Annotated in this window: 14 protein-coding genes; 13 read left to right on the top strand and 1 reads right to left on the bottom strand. The window is 71.9% G+C overall.

Annotated elements, in window-relative coordinates:
* Window positions 1–67: 67 nt before the first annotated feature.
* The 10 genes from ACIQLL_RS01785 to ACIQLL_RS01740 all read left to right on the top strand — a co-directional run bounded on the left by ACIQLL_RS01785 (window position 68) and on the right by ACIQLL_RS01740 (window position 10517).
* Window positions 68–1297, top strand: a complete 1230-nt coding sequence (locus ACIQLL_RS01785) for an ROK family transcriptional regulator (RefSeq protein ID WP_402462408.1) — start codon at window positions 68–70, stop codon at window positions 1295–1297.
* A complete protein-coding gene (locus tag ACIQLL_RS01780) occupies window positions 1294–2187 on the top strand; it encodes an ABC transporter permease (protein WP_402462405.1) in 894 nt (297 codons plus the stop codon). Before ACIQLL_RS01785 ends, ACIQLL_RS01780 begins: the two co-directional genes overlap by 4 nt.
* Window positions 2184–3008 (top strand): ABC transporter ATP-binding protein, encoded by an 825-nt coding sequence (locus ACIQLL_RS01775; protein ID WP_402462402.1) that lies wholly within the window; start codon window positions 2184–2186, stop codon window positions 3006–3008. Before ACIQLL_RS01780 ends, ACIQLL_RS01775 begins: the two co-directional genes overlap by 4 nt.
* A gap of 24 nt (window positions 3009–3032) precedes the next feature.
* Window positions 3033–4043, top strand: coding sequence for an aliphatic sulfonate ABC transporter substrate-binding protein (locus ACIQLL_RS01770; RefSeq protein ID WP_402462399.1), 1011 nt, complete (start codon window positions 3033–3035; stop codon window positions 4041–4043).
* Between the two features lie 7 nt (window positions 4044–4050).
* Window positions 4051–5607, top strand: a complete 1557-nt coding sequence (locus tag ACIQLL_RS01765) for a sulfatase-like hydrolase/transferase (protein WP_402462396.1) — start codon at window positions 4051–4053, stop codon at window positions 5605–5607.
* Complete coding sequence (locus ACIQLL_RS01760) at window positions 5604–7085, top strand: sulfatase family protein (protein WP_402462394.1); 1482 nt, start codon at window positions 5604–5606, stop codon at window positions 7083–7085. Before ACIQLL_RS01765 ends, ACIQLL_RS01760 begins: the two co-directional genes overlap by 4 nt.
* Complete coding sequence (locus ACIQLL_RS01755; RefSeq protein ID WP_402462391.1) at window positions 7082–7438, top strand: YidH family protein; 357 nt, start codon at window positions 7082–7084, stop codon at window positions 7436–7438. Before ACIQLL_RS01760 ends, ACIQLL_RS01755 begins: the two co-directional genes overlap by 4 nt.
* 2 nt (window positions 7439–7440) lie before the next feature.
* Window positions 7441–7776, top strand: coding sequence for a DUF202 domain-containing protein (locus ACIQLL_RS01750; protein ID WP_402462388.1), 336 nt, complete (start codon window positions 7441–7443; stop codon window positions 7774–7776).
* The gene (locus ACIQLL_RS01745) at window positions 7773–8744 is read left to right on the top strand and encodes a formylglycine-generating enzyme family protein (protein ID WP_402462385.1); all 972 of its coding nucleotides are present in this window, start codon (window positions 7773–7775) and stop codon (window positions 8742–8744) included. The genes ACIQLL_RS01750 and ACIQLL_RS01745 overlap by 4 nt, the downstream gene beginning before the upstream one ends.
* Before the next feature lie 180 nt (window positions 8745–8924).
* Window positions 8925–10517 carry a family 43 glycosylhydrolase gene (locus ACIQLL_RS01740; protein WP_402462382.1) on the top strand — a complete coding sequence of 531 codons (1593 nt, stop codon included), beginning with the start codon at window positions 8925–8927 and terminating at the stop codon, window positions 10515–10517.
* A gap of 170 nt (window positions 10518–10687) precedes the next feature.
* Here ACIQLL_RS01740 and ACIQLL_RS01735 read toward each other — a convergent pair whose 3' ends face one another.
* The gene (locus tag ACIQLL_RS01735; protein WP_402462379.1) at window positions 10688–11338 is read right to left on the bottom strand and encodes a fasciclin domain-containing protein; all 651 of its coding nucleotides are present in this window, start codon (window positions 11336–11338) and stop codon (window positions 10688–10690) included.
* Window positions 11339–11534: 196 nt separating this feature from the next.
* Between ACIQLL_RS01735 and ACIQLL_RS01730 the strand changes: the two genes are divergently transcribed.
* The 3 genes from ACIQLL_RS01730 to ACIQLL_RS01720 all read left to right on the top strand — a co-directional run bounded on the left by ACIQLL_RS01730 (window position 11535) and on the right by ACIQLL_RS01720 (window position 15404).
* Window positions 11535–12560: a beta-ketoacyl-ACP synthase III gene (locus tag ACIQLL_RS01730; RefSeq protein ID WP_402462376.1), complete on the top strand. Its 1026-nt coding sequence runs from the start codon at window positions 11535–11537 to the stop codon at window positions 12558–12560.
* An 82-nt stretch (window positions 12561–12642) separates the two neighbouring features.
* Window positions 12643–13995 (top strand): Gfo/Idh/MocA family protein, encoded by a 1353-nt coding sequence (locus ACIQLL_RS01725; RefSeq protein ID WP_402462373.1) that lies wholly within the window; start codon window positions 12643–12645, stop codon window positions 13993–13995.
* Between the two features lie 41 nt (window positions 13996–14036).
* A complete protein-coding gene (locus tag ACIQLL_RS01720; RefSeq protein WP_402462370.1) occupies window positions 14037–15404 on the top strand; it encodes a Gfo/Idh/MocA family protein in 1368 nt (455 codons plus the stop codon).
* Window positions 15405–15532 lie beyond the last annotated feature (128 nt).

The raw sequence follows: 15532 nt of genomic DNA, 5'->3' as shown, positions 1-15532 counted from the left end.
AACTCGGAGGGGAATCTTTCTGTCGCCTCGTTGACGGAAAAATTCCCGCCTGCCTACAGTCCCTGCCATGTCGACGACGACCGGGGTGCAGGCACTGGTGCGACGCACCCACGAAGAGCGGGTGCTCGCCGCGCTGCGAGCCGAGGGCGCCCTCAGCCGGGCCGGGCTCGCCCAGCGCGTGGGCCTCTCGCGGACCACGCTGTCGGAGATCACCGCACAGCTCCTCGACCGCGGCGCCATCGTCGTGCTCGACACCGACGCCGCCGTGCGGCGCGGCAGCGGCCGCCCCGCCGAGCGGCTCGCGCTCGACCCGTCTGCCGGGCAGTACCTGGGAGTCGACTTCGGGCACCGACGTGTCCAGGTCGCCATCGCGGACGCCTCCCACGAGATCCTCGCCTCGGGCCTCGAACGCTACGACGACGGGCTCGCCTGGGACGAACGGGTCTCGCTCGCGTTCGACACGATCGATCGGCTGAGCTCCGAGCACGGCCTCCACCTCAACGCCCTGCAGGCGGTCGGCATCGGTGTCCCCGGCCCCTACACGGGCCGTCACGGTGACCACAGCGTCGTCGCGTGGAACCGAGGCGCGACACCGGACGGCGTCGACCGCTCCTTCGCGACACGTTTCGACGCACCCGTCACCGTCGACAACAACACCCGGCTCGCGGCGCTCGCCGAGGCCGTGTCCAGCCCGGAGGGCGCGAGCGACCTGGTCTACGTGCGGTTGTCCGACGGCGTGGGCGGAGGTCTCGTCGTCGGCGGCCGCCTGACCCGCGGCGCGCGCGGCTTCGCCGGCGAGCTCGGCCACGTGACCGCCGACCCGGCCGGGACCGTCTGCCGGTGCGGCAAGCGCGGCTGCCTCGAGACGCTCGCCTCGGTGCCGGCCATCCTCGCGGCGTGCCGGGTCCAGGGGGCCGACGTCACGGACCTCGCCGACCTGGCCGCCGCCGTGGAGCGGGCCGATCCGGTGGTCGACGCGGTGCTGCGCCGCGTCGGTTCCGTCGTCGGGCACGTCCTGGGTGCGGCGGCGATGACGCTCGACCCCGTCGAGGTCGTCATCGGTGGCGAGATCGCCCACATCGCCCCCGCCATCGTGGAGCAGGCGGCCCGCACGCTGCGCTACGAGCTCTACTCGATCCCCGTGGACGGCCCTTGCCAGGTCCGTGCGGGACGCCTCCGGGACAGCGACGGCGCCGTGGGGGCCCTCGCTGCCATCTTCCACCAGTCCCCGCTGCTCGCCGGGTATCCGGAACCAGAGACCTCCGATGAGCGCAACACGCGAAGGAGCGCACAGTGACGACATCCACACCACACGTCGTGGCCCGCAACGGTCCCGAGGACGGCGGTGCCGCGATCGCGTCGGGCACCGCGGTACCCGACGTCGACGCCGCCGTGCCGGCCGGGGCGGGAGCACCCCGCCCCGCTGGACGGCGCCGGCTCGACCGGCGCACCAGGCTCCGCCTGCTCAATGCGACATCGATCGTCGGCGGCATCGGGATCTGGTGGGCGCTGGCCCTGGCCGGCTTCCAGTTCCCCACGCCGCCCGAGGTCGTCGCGACGGCGGGCGACCTCTGGCAGGAGGGGCTGTTGCAGCAGGACATCCTGGCCAGCCTCGGACGGGTGCTCACCGGCTTCCTGATCGGCTCCGCCGTCGCGATCCCGGTCGGGTTCCTCATGGGCTGGTACACCGTGGCCCGCGGCCTGTTCGAACCCTGGATCCAGTTCTTCCGCACCATCCCGCCGCTGGCGCTGCTGCCGCTGGTGCTGGTGCTCATGGGTATCGGCGAGCTGCCGAAGATCTTCGTCATCTTCCTCGCCGCGTTCCTCGCCTGCGTCATCTCGACCTACCAGGGCGTGGTCGGCGTCGACAGGACGCTCATCAACGCCGCCCGCGTGCTCGGTGCGAAGGACGGTCGCATCTTTGCCCGCGTCGTCGTGCCGGCGTCGACCCCGTTCATCCTCGTCGGCATGCGCGTCGGTCTCGGCTCCGCCTGGGCGACCCTCGTCGCCGCAGAGCTCCTGGCGGCGCAGGCGGGCCTCGGCTACCGCATGCAGCAGGCGCAGCTCTACTACGACCTCGCGACGATCTTCGTCGGCATCATCGCCATCGGCATCCTCGGTCTGATCATGGACCGGTTGCTGCTGCTGGCGGAGACCAAGCTCACCGGATGGCAGGAGCGACGATGACCACCCTCGACACCTCGCGGGAGACCGCCAAGATCTCCGTGCAGGAGGTCCGCAAGACGTTCCCGCTCAAGAACGAGGAGTTCGTGGCCCTCGACCGCGTCTCCCTCGACATCGCGGACAACGAGTTCGTGACCGTCGTCGGACCGTCGGGGTGCGGCAAGTCCACCCTGATGAACATCCTCGCGGGCCTCGACGAGACCACGTCCGGGCACGCGATGGTGGACGGCCGCGAGGTCTCCGGGCCCAGCCCGGAACGTGGCGTCATCTTCCAGCAGTACGCGCTGTTCCCCTGGCTGACCGTCCGCAAGAACATCGAGTTCGGGCTCAAGGTCGCCGGGCTCGGCAGGACCGAGCGCCGCGAGCGGGCCGACCACTTCATCCGCCTGGTCGGCCTGGACCAGTTCGCCGACGCCCTGCCCAAGATGCTCTCCGGCGGGATGAAGCAACGCTGTGCCATCGCCCGGGCCTACGCGGTCAACCCCTCCATCCTGCTCATGGACGAGCCGTTCGGAGCGCTCGACGCACTGACCCGCGTCAAGCTCCAGGAGCAGCTGCTGGAGACGTGGAGCCGGGAGAAGCGCACGGTCATGTTCATCACGCACGACGTCGACGAGGCCGTGTTCCTCGCCAACCGCGTGGTGGTGATGGCGGCCCGCCCGGGCCGGATCTACGACGTCATCGACGTCGACCTCCCGTACCCGCGTACCGAGGACGTACGCCTCAGCCCGGAGTTCGCCGAGCTGCGCAACCGGGTGTGGACCTCCGTGTACCACCAGACGCCCGGCACCGCCGCCGACGCGTCTCCCACCCCGTCGGCCTGACCGACCCCAACGAAGAGGACAACCATGCGTATCACCGTCAAGACACTGGGCGCCGCCGTCGTCGCCACCACCGTCGCGCTGGGCACCGCCGCGTGCTCGGGCGAGACCGGTGCCGCCGAGGGTGGCTCCGGCGAGGAGACCCTCGAGGTCAACTTCGGGTACATCCCGGACTTCAACGGGACGAGCCTGCTGGCCATCGCCGAGGAGCAGGGCATGTGGGAGGACGCCGGCATCGAGGCCAACACCCCGAGCTTCACCAACGGACCCCTGCAGATCCAGGCGCTGGGGACCGGCGACCTCGACTTCGGGTACATCGGGCCCGGCGCGTTCTGGCTGCCCGCGTCCGGCGAGGCCAAGATCGTCGCCATGAACACGCTCGGTCAGGCGGACCGCGTGGTCGGCCAGCCCGGCATCGAGTCGATGGAGGACCTGCGGGGCAAGAAGGTCGCCGTGCCCGAGGGGACGTCGGGAGACATGATCCTCACCCTGGCCCTGGACGCCGCGGGGATGACCAAGGACGACATCGAGCTGGTCCCGATGGAGCCGTCGGCGATCGTCGCGGCCCTGGCTTCCGGGCAGGTCGACGGTGCGGGCTTCTGGTACCCGGCGCTGGCGACCGTCAAGGAGCAGGTGCCCGACCTCGTCGAGATCGCCTCCAACAAGGACTTCGAGGACACGATGGCGTTCCCGACCGCGTTCGTGGCGAGCAACGACCTCGTCGACGACGACCCCGAGAAGGTCGACCGCGTGCTCGCGGTGCTGCGCGAGGCCATCGAGTACCGCGCCGAGAACATGGACGAGGCGATCGCCGCGACGGCCGAGTACAACGACCTCGCCGTCGAGGACGTCGAGGGCGACGCCGCCAACGTCGAGATCCTGTCGCTGGAGGACATCGACACGATGACCGAGGACGGCACGGTGAACGACTGGCTCACCGTGATGGGCGACTACTTCGTGGGTGCCGGCAAGCTCGAGAGCGCCGTGGACCCGAGCGAGTACTACACCGGGGACCTGTTCCTCGAGGCGGGTATGTGATCGAGCGATGACCGAGACGACGAACGGCCTGCGCGGCAGCGGCTCCGCCGCGCAGGCCGCCCCGAGGAACGTCCTGTTCCTCATGACGGACCAGCACCGGGTGGACACGCTGGGCGCCTACGGCAACCAGCACGCGTCGACTCCCGTGCTCGACGAGCTGGCACGCACCGGCACCCGGTTCGACCGCTGGTACACGCCGACGGCGATCTGCACGCCGGCGCGCGCCAGCCTGCTGACCGGGCAGGCACCCTTCCGCCACCGGGTGCTCGCCAACCACGAGCGCAACGTGGGCTACCGCGAGGACCTCGCCGCGGGCACGTTCACGTTCGTGGAGGCGTTGCGCGAGCGGGGTTACAACACGGGCCTGGTGGGCAAGTGGCACGCCGGGACGGAGCAGGACGCCGCCGACTTCGGGTTCGACGGTCCGGACCTGCCCGGCTGGCACAACCCCGTGGACAACGCCGACTACCTGAAGTACCTCGCGGACCACGGCCTGCCGCCGTACGAGATCAGCGACCGCATCCGCGGCACGCTGCCCAACGGGGGCCCGGGCAACCTGCTCGCCGCGCGGTTGCACCAGCCGGTCGAGGCGACGTTCGAGCACTACCTGGCCACACGGACCATCGAGCTGCTCGAACGGTACGCGGACGACTTCCGCACCGGTCGTCGGCCGTTCTTCCTCGAGCTGAGCTTCTTCGGGCCGCACCTGCCCTACATCGTGCCGGACGAGTACTTCGACCTGGTCGACCCGGCCGACGTGGAGCTGCCCAAGTCCATCGCGGAGACGTTCGCGGGCAAGCCGCCGGTGCAGCAGAACTACAGTGCGCACTGGACGTTCGACACCATGCCGATCGAGGTGACGCGCAAGCTCATCGCCGTCTACTGGGGCTACGTGGCGCTCATCGACCGGGAGATCGGCCGCGTGATGGACGCACTCGAACGCCTCGGCCTGGTGGACGACACGGCGGTGTTCTTCACCTGCGACCACGGCGAGTTCACCGGCGCCCACCGGCTGCACGACAAGGGCCCGGCGATGTACGAGGACATCTACCGCACCCCCGGGCTGCTGCGCGTCCCCGGAGGTCCGGCGGGACAGGTCCGCACCGAGTTCGTCAGCCTGCTGGACTGCACGGCCACCATCCTCGAGCTGGCGGGCATCGACCCGGCCCCGGCCGTGGACTCGCGCAGCCTCCTACCGCTGGCACGGGGCGAGCAGGTGCCATGGGCCGAGGACATCGTCTGCGAGTTCCACGGTCACCACTTCCCGTACCCGCAGCGCATGCTCCGCGAGGACCGGTACAAGCTGGTGGTCAACCCGGACTCGACCAACGAGCTGTACGACCTGCACATCGACCCGGACGAGCTCATGAACGTCTACGAGCACCCGGAGATGTCCGGGACACGGTCGCGGATGATGCGCAGGCTCTACCAGCTGCTGCGCGAACGTGGGGACAACTTCTACCACTGGATGACCACCATGTACGACGTCGGCGAGGTCGACTACGACCCGACCCAGTCGGGTCTCGACGAGACCACGTACCGCGCGGAGCCGGCGGCGCCGTGACCAGGCCGAACGTGGTGATGATCCTCACCGACGACCACGCCGCGCACGCGATCGGTGCGTACGGGTCGGTGGTGAACTCCACCCCGCGGATCGACGAGATCGGCTCGGCGGGCCGGCGGCTGGACCGCTGCTACGCGACCAACTCGCTGTGCTCGCCGAGCCGGGCGTCGATCCTGACGGGCACGTACTCGCACGTCAACGGGGTGACCACCTTGGACACCCCGCTCGACGCGTCGCAACCGACGTTCGTGACGCAGCTGCGGGCTGCCGGCTACCGCACCGCCGTCGTCGGCAAGTGGCACATGGGTCACGGCGAGGGGCACGACCCGCAGGGCTTCGACTACTGGGACGTGCTCATCGAGCAGGGCGAGTACCACGACCCGACGTTCCTGTCGGCGTCCGGCCTGCGCACCGAACCCGGGTACGCCACGGACGTCATCACCGATCTCGCCCTCGGCTGGTTGGACACGCTCGAGGGTGACGACCCCTGGTGCCTGCTGATCTGGCACAAGGCGCCGCACCGACCCTGGGAGCCGGACGACGCCCATGCCGGGATGTACTCCGACCCGATCCCGGTGCCGGCGACGTTCACCGACGACTACGCCACGCGGAGCTCCTCGGCCCGGCGAGCGGCGATGCGTATCGCCGAGCACCTCACCGTCGAGGACCTCAAGGTCGACCCGCCCGCCGGGCTGTCCTACGACGAGCTGGCGCTGTGGAAGTACCAGCGGTACATGGAGGACTACCTGCGCTGCGTGGCCTCGGTGGACGACAACGTGGGCCGGGTGGTCGACCGGCTGCGCGAGCGCGGCGAGTACGACGACACGCTGCTGATGTACAGCTCCGACCAGGGCTTCTTCCTCGGCGACCACGGCTGGTTCGACAAGCGGTTCATGTACGAGGAGTCCATCCGCATGCCGCTGCTGCTCTCCTACCCCCGGGCCCTGCCCCCGGGGGGAGCGCACGGCGGCATCGTCACCAACGTCGACCTCGCGCGGACGATCCTCGAGGCCGCGGGCGTGGAGCCGCACCCGCGCATGCAGGGCCGGTCCTTCTGGCCCGACCTGGTCGGGGACGACGGCGGCGCCCCGGCCGACGGCGGCACACTGGCGGGGGAGGTCAGGCCTTCACGCGACGGCTTCTACTACCGCTACTGGGAGCACGACGACGGGTTCCACAAGGCCCCGGCGCACTACGGCTACCGCGACGAGCGGTACAAGCTCATCTACTTCTACAACGACGGCCTGGGCCTGGCGGGCACCGGCGCCTTCACGTATCCCGGCGAGTGGGAGCTCTACGACACCGAGCGCGACCCGGACGAGCTGCACAACGTCGCCGACGACCCCGCGTACGCCGAGGTCCGCGCCCGCCTCGAGGTCGCCCTCTGGGACGCCCAGGCCGCCGTCGGCGACGAGCCGCACCCCGGCCAGCCGGTCCCGGCGGGACGTGGCGACGACATCGCCGGGCGGCCGTCGTGAGCGAGCGGTTCCCCCGGTCGGTGTACTCGGTGGGCAGCGAGCCGGACCCACGGTTCAGCCTGGCGAACGAGCGGACGTATCTGGCGTGGGTGCGCACGTCGTTGGCGATGTTCGCGGCAGGGGTGGCGTTGGAGGCGTTGGAGGTGCCGGTGGCGCCGGGGTTCCGGGCGGCATCGGCGGGGGTGTTCGTGCTGCTGGGGTTGTCGGCCCTGGTGCAGGCCTGGCGTGGTTGGGCGCGGACCGAGCGGGCGTTGCGGGAGGATCGGCGGCTGCCGGGGCCGTCGACGGGCGTCGTGCTGGGCTCGGGGGCCGGGATCGCGATGCTGCTCCTGGTGGCGGGTGTCTTCGTATGACGGTGGACGACACCCCGTACGACCCGGGGCTGCAGCCGGAACGGACCCTGCTCGCCTGGCGCCGCACCTGCCTGGCCCTCGGGGTGGCGGCGGCGATCGCGGTGCGCTTCGCGGCGGAGGTGCTGGGGCCGTCGGTCGCACTGCTCGGCGCCGTCGGGATCGGCACGGCGTCGGCCGCCTACCTGGTGGCGGTTCGTCGCTACCACCACGCGCATGACAGTCTGACGGCGGAAGACCGCCTCCCGGTGGACGGGACGGCACTCGGGCTGCTGACCGCGACCGGTCTGGTGATCGGGCTGGCCTGCGCGGTCTACGTGATGGGAGCGAACTGGCGATGACGGCACGTTCTGGGCGGGGCCCGACGGCGGAGCTCGTGCCGATCGACGGCGGGACTCTCCGTATGGGTTCGGAACGCTTCTACCCCGAGGAAGGCCCCGTCGTCGAGGTGTCGGTCGCCTCGTTCGAGATCGCCCGCACCCAGGTGACCAACGCCGAGTTCGCGCGGTTCGTGGCGGACACCGGGTACGTCACCACGGCCGAACGCCCGCTGGACCCTGCGGAGATGCCGGGTGTGGACCCGGCGATGCTGGAGCCTGGTTCGCTGGTGTTCACCCCGACTGCCGGGCCGGTGGACCTGCGCGACTGGCGGCAGTGGTGGCGGTGGCAGCCGGGTGCCTGCTGGCACCGACCGAGCGGCCCGACGTCGTCCGTCGACGGTCTGGACGACCACCCGGTGGTCCAGGTGTCCTTCGAGGACGCCTCCGCGTACGCCGCGTGGGCAGGACTGCGCCTGCCGACCGAGGCCGAGTGGGAGCTCGCCGCCCGCGGCGGCCTCGACGGCGCCACGTACACCTGGGGCGAGGAGCCGCAGGACGGGATGCGGGCCAACACCTGGCAGGGCCGGTTCCCGTACCGGAACACCGGCGCCGGCTCGGGGCGCTGGGTGGGCACGGCGCCGGTGGGGTCCTTCCCGCCCAACGGCTTCGGCCTGCGTGACATGGCGGGGAACGTGTGGGAGTGGACGTCGGAGGCGTGGACCGACGGCCACGTGTCCGCCCTCACCGCGGCGGCGTCCGCGGAGCCTGCGCACGCCTGCACCTGCGGGTGCAGCCCGGCCGACGGTCGCACGGCGTCCGCGCCCGGATCGGCGCCGCGAGAAGCGGCGCCGACGCCGGAACGCCTCGTGCTCAAGGGGGGATCGCACCTGTGCGCCCCGGAGTACTGCCTGCGCTACCGCCCCGCTGCGCGATCCCCCCAGACACCGGACTCGTCCACGACCCACATCGGGTTCCGCTGTGCCCGGTGACGCAGCCGCCAGGAACGGGACGCCGAATCCTTGCCATTTCGTCAGGCCGACGCGGAAGAACATCGACCTTTATGACGCCTTCTTGACGGATAAATCGGGCCGCGGTCCGATGGCCGGGCACGACGACGTGCCGGTCGCGTGGACGCCCGTCCGCGCCGGACCGTGGACGAAGGGACGCTCATGCGCAAGACCTGGAGGACGACGACGGTGCTGGCCCTCGGTACCGCTCTGGCGCTCACCGGAGGGACGGCGGCGATCGCGGCGGTGACGCCGTCGGACACCTCGACGCCCGACCTGACCGCCGTCGAGGACTACCCGGAGAACTGGCCCGACCCGGAACCGTACGGCATCGCCGACCAGCGGTCCGAGATCACGCCGCGCGAGGACAACTCGATGGTTCTCGACCTGGAGCTGCGGCCCCAGGACGAGGAGCTGGGGCGGGTCTGGATCCGGGACACGTACGTCAACCGGTTCGAGGTCGACGGCGAGCCGCTGTACGTCGCCACCGGGACGACGCGGGTCCCCGGCCTGGACAAGGCGGCGCCGTGGAACGACGGCTACTACGTCTGGACCTCACCGTCCATGGACGGGCCGTGGGAGCTCGTGGACACCACCGGCATCCGACCGGACCAGCCGAAGGGCAAGGTGTGGTCACCGGAGTTCGTCGACGAGAACGCTCCCGGCCGTACCGTCGTCGCCGACTGGCAGCGGTACGTCGACGCGGACGACCCGGCCACCCGCGGGGGTCAGGCCTGGGCACCCGAGCTGCACCTCATCGACGGCACCTGGTACCTCGCGGGAACGATGGGTGACGACGCCCGCAAGATCGGGTCCTTCGTCCTGGTCAGCGAGGGTGGCCCGGAGGGGCCGTACCGCAACATCGAGGCGAGCGTCGACAAGCCGCTCGGCGACCCGGTCCGGGCCGACAACGATCGGCGCTACCACATCGACGGCGGACTGTTCGACGACGGTGACGCCGCCTACCTGGTGCTGCACAACCACGAGTACGCGCAGTTCACGGAGGACATGGAGAACCTGCTCACGCCGACCGACCTGCCGTCGTTCGACCAGCAGAAGTACCAGCCCGAGCCCTACCTGGAGGGCGCGACGGTGGCGAAGTACGGCGACAGGTACTACCTCATGCAGGCTGCCTGGTCCCGGACCTCGCAGGAGGACGGCGAACAGGTCTCGTCGTACCTCCCCGGTGGTGTGCAGGACCAGTACGACGCGATCGTCGCGGTCGCCGACTCCTTCGAGGGTCCGTACTCGGTGCGCTACACGGCCGGCGTCGGTTCCGGGCACAACAACATGTTCGTCGACGAGTCCGGACAGGTGTGGATGACGTTCTTCCGCAACCCGAACCGTGGCTACTGGTCCGACCCGTCCCGGATCGCCGACTCGGCGGTGGCCGGCGTGGTGAAGCTGGAGTGGACGGGGCCGGAGGGGAACCGCCTCTACGTCCAGCGTCCCGTCGACGCACCGACGTTCGACCCGGCGGCCACCTACACCGCGGGGGACGAGGTGGCGTTCGGCGGCGCCCTCTACGAGGCGCGGTGGTGGACCCGCGGCCAGGAGCCGGGCTCTGCCTTCGGCCCCTGGGTCGAGGCGGGGTTCGCCGGCGAGTGCGGCACCGGCTGGACGGCGTCCGGGGTGTACGACGACGGCGACCGGGTCGTGTGGGGCGGCGCGTCCTGGGAAGCGCAGTGGTGGACGCGCGACCAGGAACCGGGGGCGTCGCAGTACGGTCCGTGGGAGAAGGCCGGGGAGTGCTGAGCACTCTCTGAACCGGGGGAACGGCCGGGGGCCGCCGTTGCGCACGCGACGGCGGCCCCCGGCCGCATCCTCGTCGGCCGCGGCGTTCTCCAGCTGGCCGGTGGATGACGGGGCCGTCCCGGCGGCGTCGGGACCGATCGGGCACGACGCCGCCGGCCCTGGTGAGCCCGTCAGAGGTCGAGCGGCCGCAGCACCGCGCTGATCCCGTGCGCGATCTGCGGGTTGCCCTTGTTGATGTCGAGCTTGCTCCGGACGAGGAACGGGTTGAAGTCGTTGCGGTCCTGGTCCACGAGCCGCACCAGCGGGAGGCGGCGGCTGAGGACGTCCACCCGGAACGTCGCGCCCTGGGCGGTGGTCAGCACCGCATCGTCGGACCGCAGCGCCTGGCGGGAGGTGATCGTCGCACCCGGGACCACGTGGTAGAGCAGCACCTGCTCGACGGCGTCGACGCCGACGGCGCCGGCGATCCGCTCCAGCACACCCCGTTCCGACCGCTCCCACCGGTGGGTGAGGTCGAGGGCGAGCAGCTGGAAGGCGCGGTCGTTCGGCAGGAACGCGGTCAGCGCGGTGTCGCCGTCCGCGAGGACTGCCACCGGGCTGTCCGGCTTGGCCGCCAGGACCGTGGCGATCGCCTGGTCGAGGATGTCGAAGTCGTACCAGTTGCGGTCGAACGTGTCACCGTCCTGGGCGAGGACGGCGGCGAGGCTCGTGTCGTCCGGCGCTGCCGAGGCCGCCGGGGCGGCGGCGAGCGTCGCCGTCAGGCCGACCGCGGCCGCGGCCACGGCGCCGCCGACCGCGCGGAGTGCGTGTCGAGAGATCATCGTCGAGCTCCTTCGCTGGTGTGCTGGGCGGTGTGCGCCGCCCGACATCCCGGGTCGGGCTGTCACCCGCACTTCCGGCCGAGAGCACCCGACGGATGCACCTGCCGGTTCGTCCACGTGGAGGTGCTGCACGCCTGACGGCCTGAGACGCGGGACGTCTCCCGCACCGGCCGGCAGGCGTGGAATGATCGACGCCATGCTCACCCTGCCTGCCGGTGCCGCCGGCTCCCGCATCGTCGGCCTCGGGCACCACCAGCCGGCGAGGACCATGACCAACGACGACGTCGCGCAGCTCGTCGAGACCAACGACGAGTGGATCCGGTCGCGCACGGGCATCGTCACGCGCCACGTGGCCGCCGACGACGTCACGGTCGCCGACATGGCCACCGCCGCGGCGGAGCACGCGCTGTCCGACGCCGGGGTGGCCTCCGACGACGTCGACCTGGTGATCGTGGCGACCACCACGGCCATGGACCGCTCGCCCAACACCGCGGGCCGCGTCGCCTACGCACTGCGCACCGGCGTGCAGCCCGGGGCGAGCACGCCCGAGGGCGAGGAGGAGCCGGACCTGCGCGACGTCGTCGGACCGGGCGTCATCGACGTGAACACGGCGTGCTCGGGGTTCGCCTACGCCGTCGGGCTGGCCGACCAGGCCATCCGTGCCGGGACCGCCCGTACCGCCGTCGTCGTCGGCTCGGAGAAGCTCACGGCCGTCACCGACTGGACGGACCGGTCCACCTGCATCCTCACGGCCGACGGTGCGGGAGCGGTGGTGCTGCAGGCGGCGGACGAGCCCGCCGTCGGTCCCGTGGTGTGGGGGTCGGAGCCGGAGATCACCCCCGCGGTGCGGATCGAGGCACCGGCCGAGCGGTTCGCGCAGGACGGCCGCGCGGTGTTCAAGTGGGCGATCACCCGCGCCGGGGAGCGTGCGCGGAGGGTGGTCGAGACCGCCGGGCTCACCCTGGACGACATCGAGGTGCTGGTGGCCCACCAGGCGAACCTGCGCATCATCGAGCCGCTGGCGAAGTCGTTGGGACTCGAGGACCGGGTGGTGGTCACCGACATCACGGAGTCGGGCAACACCTCGGCCGCGTCGATCCCCCTGGGGATGTCGAAGTGGTGGCACGCGGGCCGGATCCCCGCGGGTGTGCCGGCGCTGCTGTTCGGGTTCGGCGGCGGGTTCACCTGGGCCGGCCAGGTGGTGCTGACCCCGCAGCGCTGAGCGGATCGGGCGGCCGCCGGGCCGGACGGTCGGGTACAGTAGTGGGAAACCGCTTTCTGCCGGAAGACACAGGAGTCCGACGTTGCCCTCCACCCCCTCCGACCGCACCCGCTACGCCGTCGTCGGCACGGGTCACCGTGCCGGGATGTACGTCTCCGCGCTCGTCGGCGACCACGCCGACGACGGCGAGATCGTCGCCTGGGTCGAGCCGAACCCGGTGCGCGCCGCCGTCCACGAGTCCCGCGTCGCCGCGAAGCTCGGCGGCACCCGGCCCGTCTACGTCCCCGCGGACCTCGAGCGCGCGATCACCGAGCAGGACATCGACCGCGTCATCGTCACGAGCATCGACAACACGCACGCGGACATGGTCTCCCGTGCGCTGCGGGCCGGCGTCGACGTCGTCGTGGAGAAGCCCGTCGCCGCCTCGGCCGCCGAGGCCCGCCAGATCGCCGACGCCGTCGCCGAGACCGGTCGCGACCTGACGATGACGTTCAACTACCGCTACTCACCGCGGAACTCCGCGCTGCGTGAGGTCATCGCTTCCGGCGAGATCGGCCAGGTGCTCTCGGTCCACTTCGACTGGGCGCTGGACACCGTGCACGGTGCCGACTACTTCCGCCGCTGGCACCGCGAGAAGGTCAACAACGGCGGGCTGCTGGTGCACAAGTCCAGCCACCACTTCGACCTGGTCAACTGGTGGATCGACGACGTCCCGACCCGCGTGTTCGCGAGCGGCGGGCGCCGGTTCTACGGCGACGACGCCGCGCACGCCCACGGTTACGAGCCCACCGCGGGGGAGCAGGCGCTGCGCGAGCAGGGCGTCGACCCGTGGGCGCTGGACGTCGAGGCCGACGACTACCTCTCCGAGCTCTACGGCCCCGCGGCGCAGGCGCACGACGGGTACGTCCGCAACCGGTCCGTGTTCGACGCCGGGATCACCACGGAGGACACGCTCGGCCTGGTCGTGGAGTACGCCGGCGGGCCGATGCTCACCTACTCGCTGACGGCGTCGGCCCCCTGGGAGGGCTACCGCGTGGTGGTCAACGGCTCGCGCGGGCGGGCCGAGCTCGAGGTGGTCGAGCGCGGCTCCGTCGAGTTCGGGGACGGCAAGGCGATCCTCGACCCGAGCCTCACCGACGCCTTCGCCGACGACGACGTGCGCCCGGCCGGCGAGCGCCTCCTGGTCCAGAAGCACTGGGAGCGGGCGCAGGAGCGCGAGATCGTGGCGCTCGGTGCCGGCGGGCACGGGGGCGGGGACGCGTTGCTGCTCCGCGACGTGTTCGTGGGCCGTGACGAGGCCGACCCGCTCGGCCGGGCCGCCGGGTTCCTCGACGGGCTGCGCGCCTCCGGGGTCGGGTACGCCGGCAACCTGTCGCTGGAGTCGGGTGACCCGGTGCGCCTGGCCGACCTCGGCCTCGGCGTCGACCTCGTCTGACCCCTCCGCGGCCCCCTTCCTCGCCACCCAGGAGACCGACGATGACGTCCACCCTGCCCTCGCCCGCGGCGAACCCCGCGGCGACCCCTGCGCAGCCGCAGCCCGCGGCGCGACGCCGCTACGCCGTCGTCGGCACCGGCCACCGCGCCCGCCTCTACGTGGACGCGCTGTGCGGCGAGCACGCCGACGTGGCCGAGCTGGTCGCCCTGTGCGACACCAACCCCGCCCGGCTCGCGTTCCACGTCGAGCGGGCACGCCGGGCCGGGACGTGCGACCCGGCCGGCTACGACGGCGGTGACGTCGCCCGCCTGCTCGACGACGCCGCCCCGGACGTCGTGGTCGTCGCCTCGCCCGACCGCGCCCACGCCGCCCACGTCGCGGCCGCGCTCCACGCCGGCGCCGACGTCGTCGTCGAGAAGCCGCTGACCATCGACGCCGAGGGGATGTACACCGTCCAGCACGCCGTGCGGACCAGCGGACGGAACCTGACCGTCGCGCACAACTACCGGTACGCGGCGCAGAACACCGCGCTGCGGGAGGTCGTGGCCGACGGCCGGATCGGCGACGTCGTCTCGGTGCACCTGGAGTGGATGCTCGACACCGCGCACGGCGCCGACTACTTCCGCCGCTGGCACCGCGACAAGTCGGTGTCCGGGGGATTGCTCGTGCACAAGGCGAGCCACCACTTCGACCTGGTGAACTGGTGGACCGGCGACGTCCCCGAGACCGTCCACGCCCGGGGCGGCCGGCGGTTCTACGGCGACGGCGCGGGCGACGGCGGGGAGCGGTACGCGCTCGACCTCGCCGCCGACCCGGAGCTCGACGCCCTCTACGGCGACTCGGCCCGCACCGACGGCTACCGGCGCGACCAGGACCCGTTCGGCCCGGGGGCCACGATCGAGGACACGCTCAGCGTGCTCGTCGGGTACCGATCGGGCGCGTCGCTGACCTACGCGCTGACCGCCCACAGCCCCTGGGAGGGGTACCGGGTCGCGATCAACGGCACGCGGGGGCGCGCCGAGCTCGACGTCGTCGAGCGGTGCCACTCTGAGGCGGGCCTGCCCGGCGCGGCGCCGACCGGTGGTGCGCACGACGGTGCGGCCTCCGGATGCTGTGCGGTGCGGCGCCGCGGGGGCCGGCTGGTGGTGCAGGAGCACTGGGGTCGTGCCCAGGAGGTGGCGCTGCCGGCGGTGGCCGGGCACGCCGAGGGTGACGTCGCGATGCTGCGCGAGCTGTTCCGCGGGTCGGCGAGCGGCGCGACGGCCGGCGCCGGACCGGCGGACCACCGGCCGGACCGGCGGGCGGGGCTGAGCGACGGGCTCCGTGCCGTGGCCGTGGGGATCGCGGGCAACCGGTCGTTGGCGACCGGTCAGGTGGTCCCGCTCGGGAGCCTCGGCGTCGCGCTCTGACCGCGAGGTAGGCCAACCTCTCGCGAGGTAGGCGGGCGGCCCGCGACGTAGACCGATGTCTCGCGAGGTAGGCCACCCTTTCGCGAGGGGGTTGCCTACCTCGGGAGGGGGTTGCCTACCTCGCGAGA

Source organism: Isoptericola aurantiacus, assembly GCF_044769875.1.
Classification (GTDB): domain Bacteria; phylum Actinomycetota; class Actinomycetes; order Actinomycetales; family Cellulomonadaceae; genus Isoptericola; species Isoptericola aurantiacus.
The sequence above is the reverse complement of the archived record's forward strand: the minus strand, read 5'-3'. Positions and strand labels throughout refer to the sequence as shown.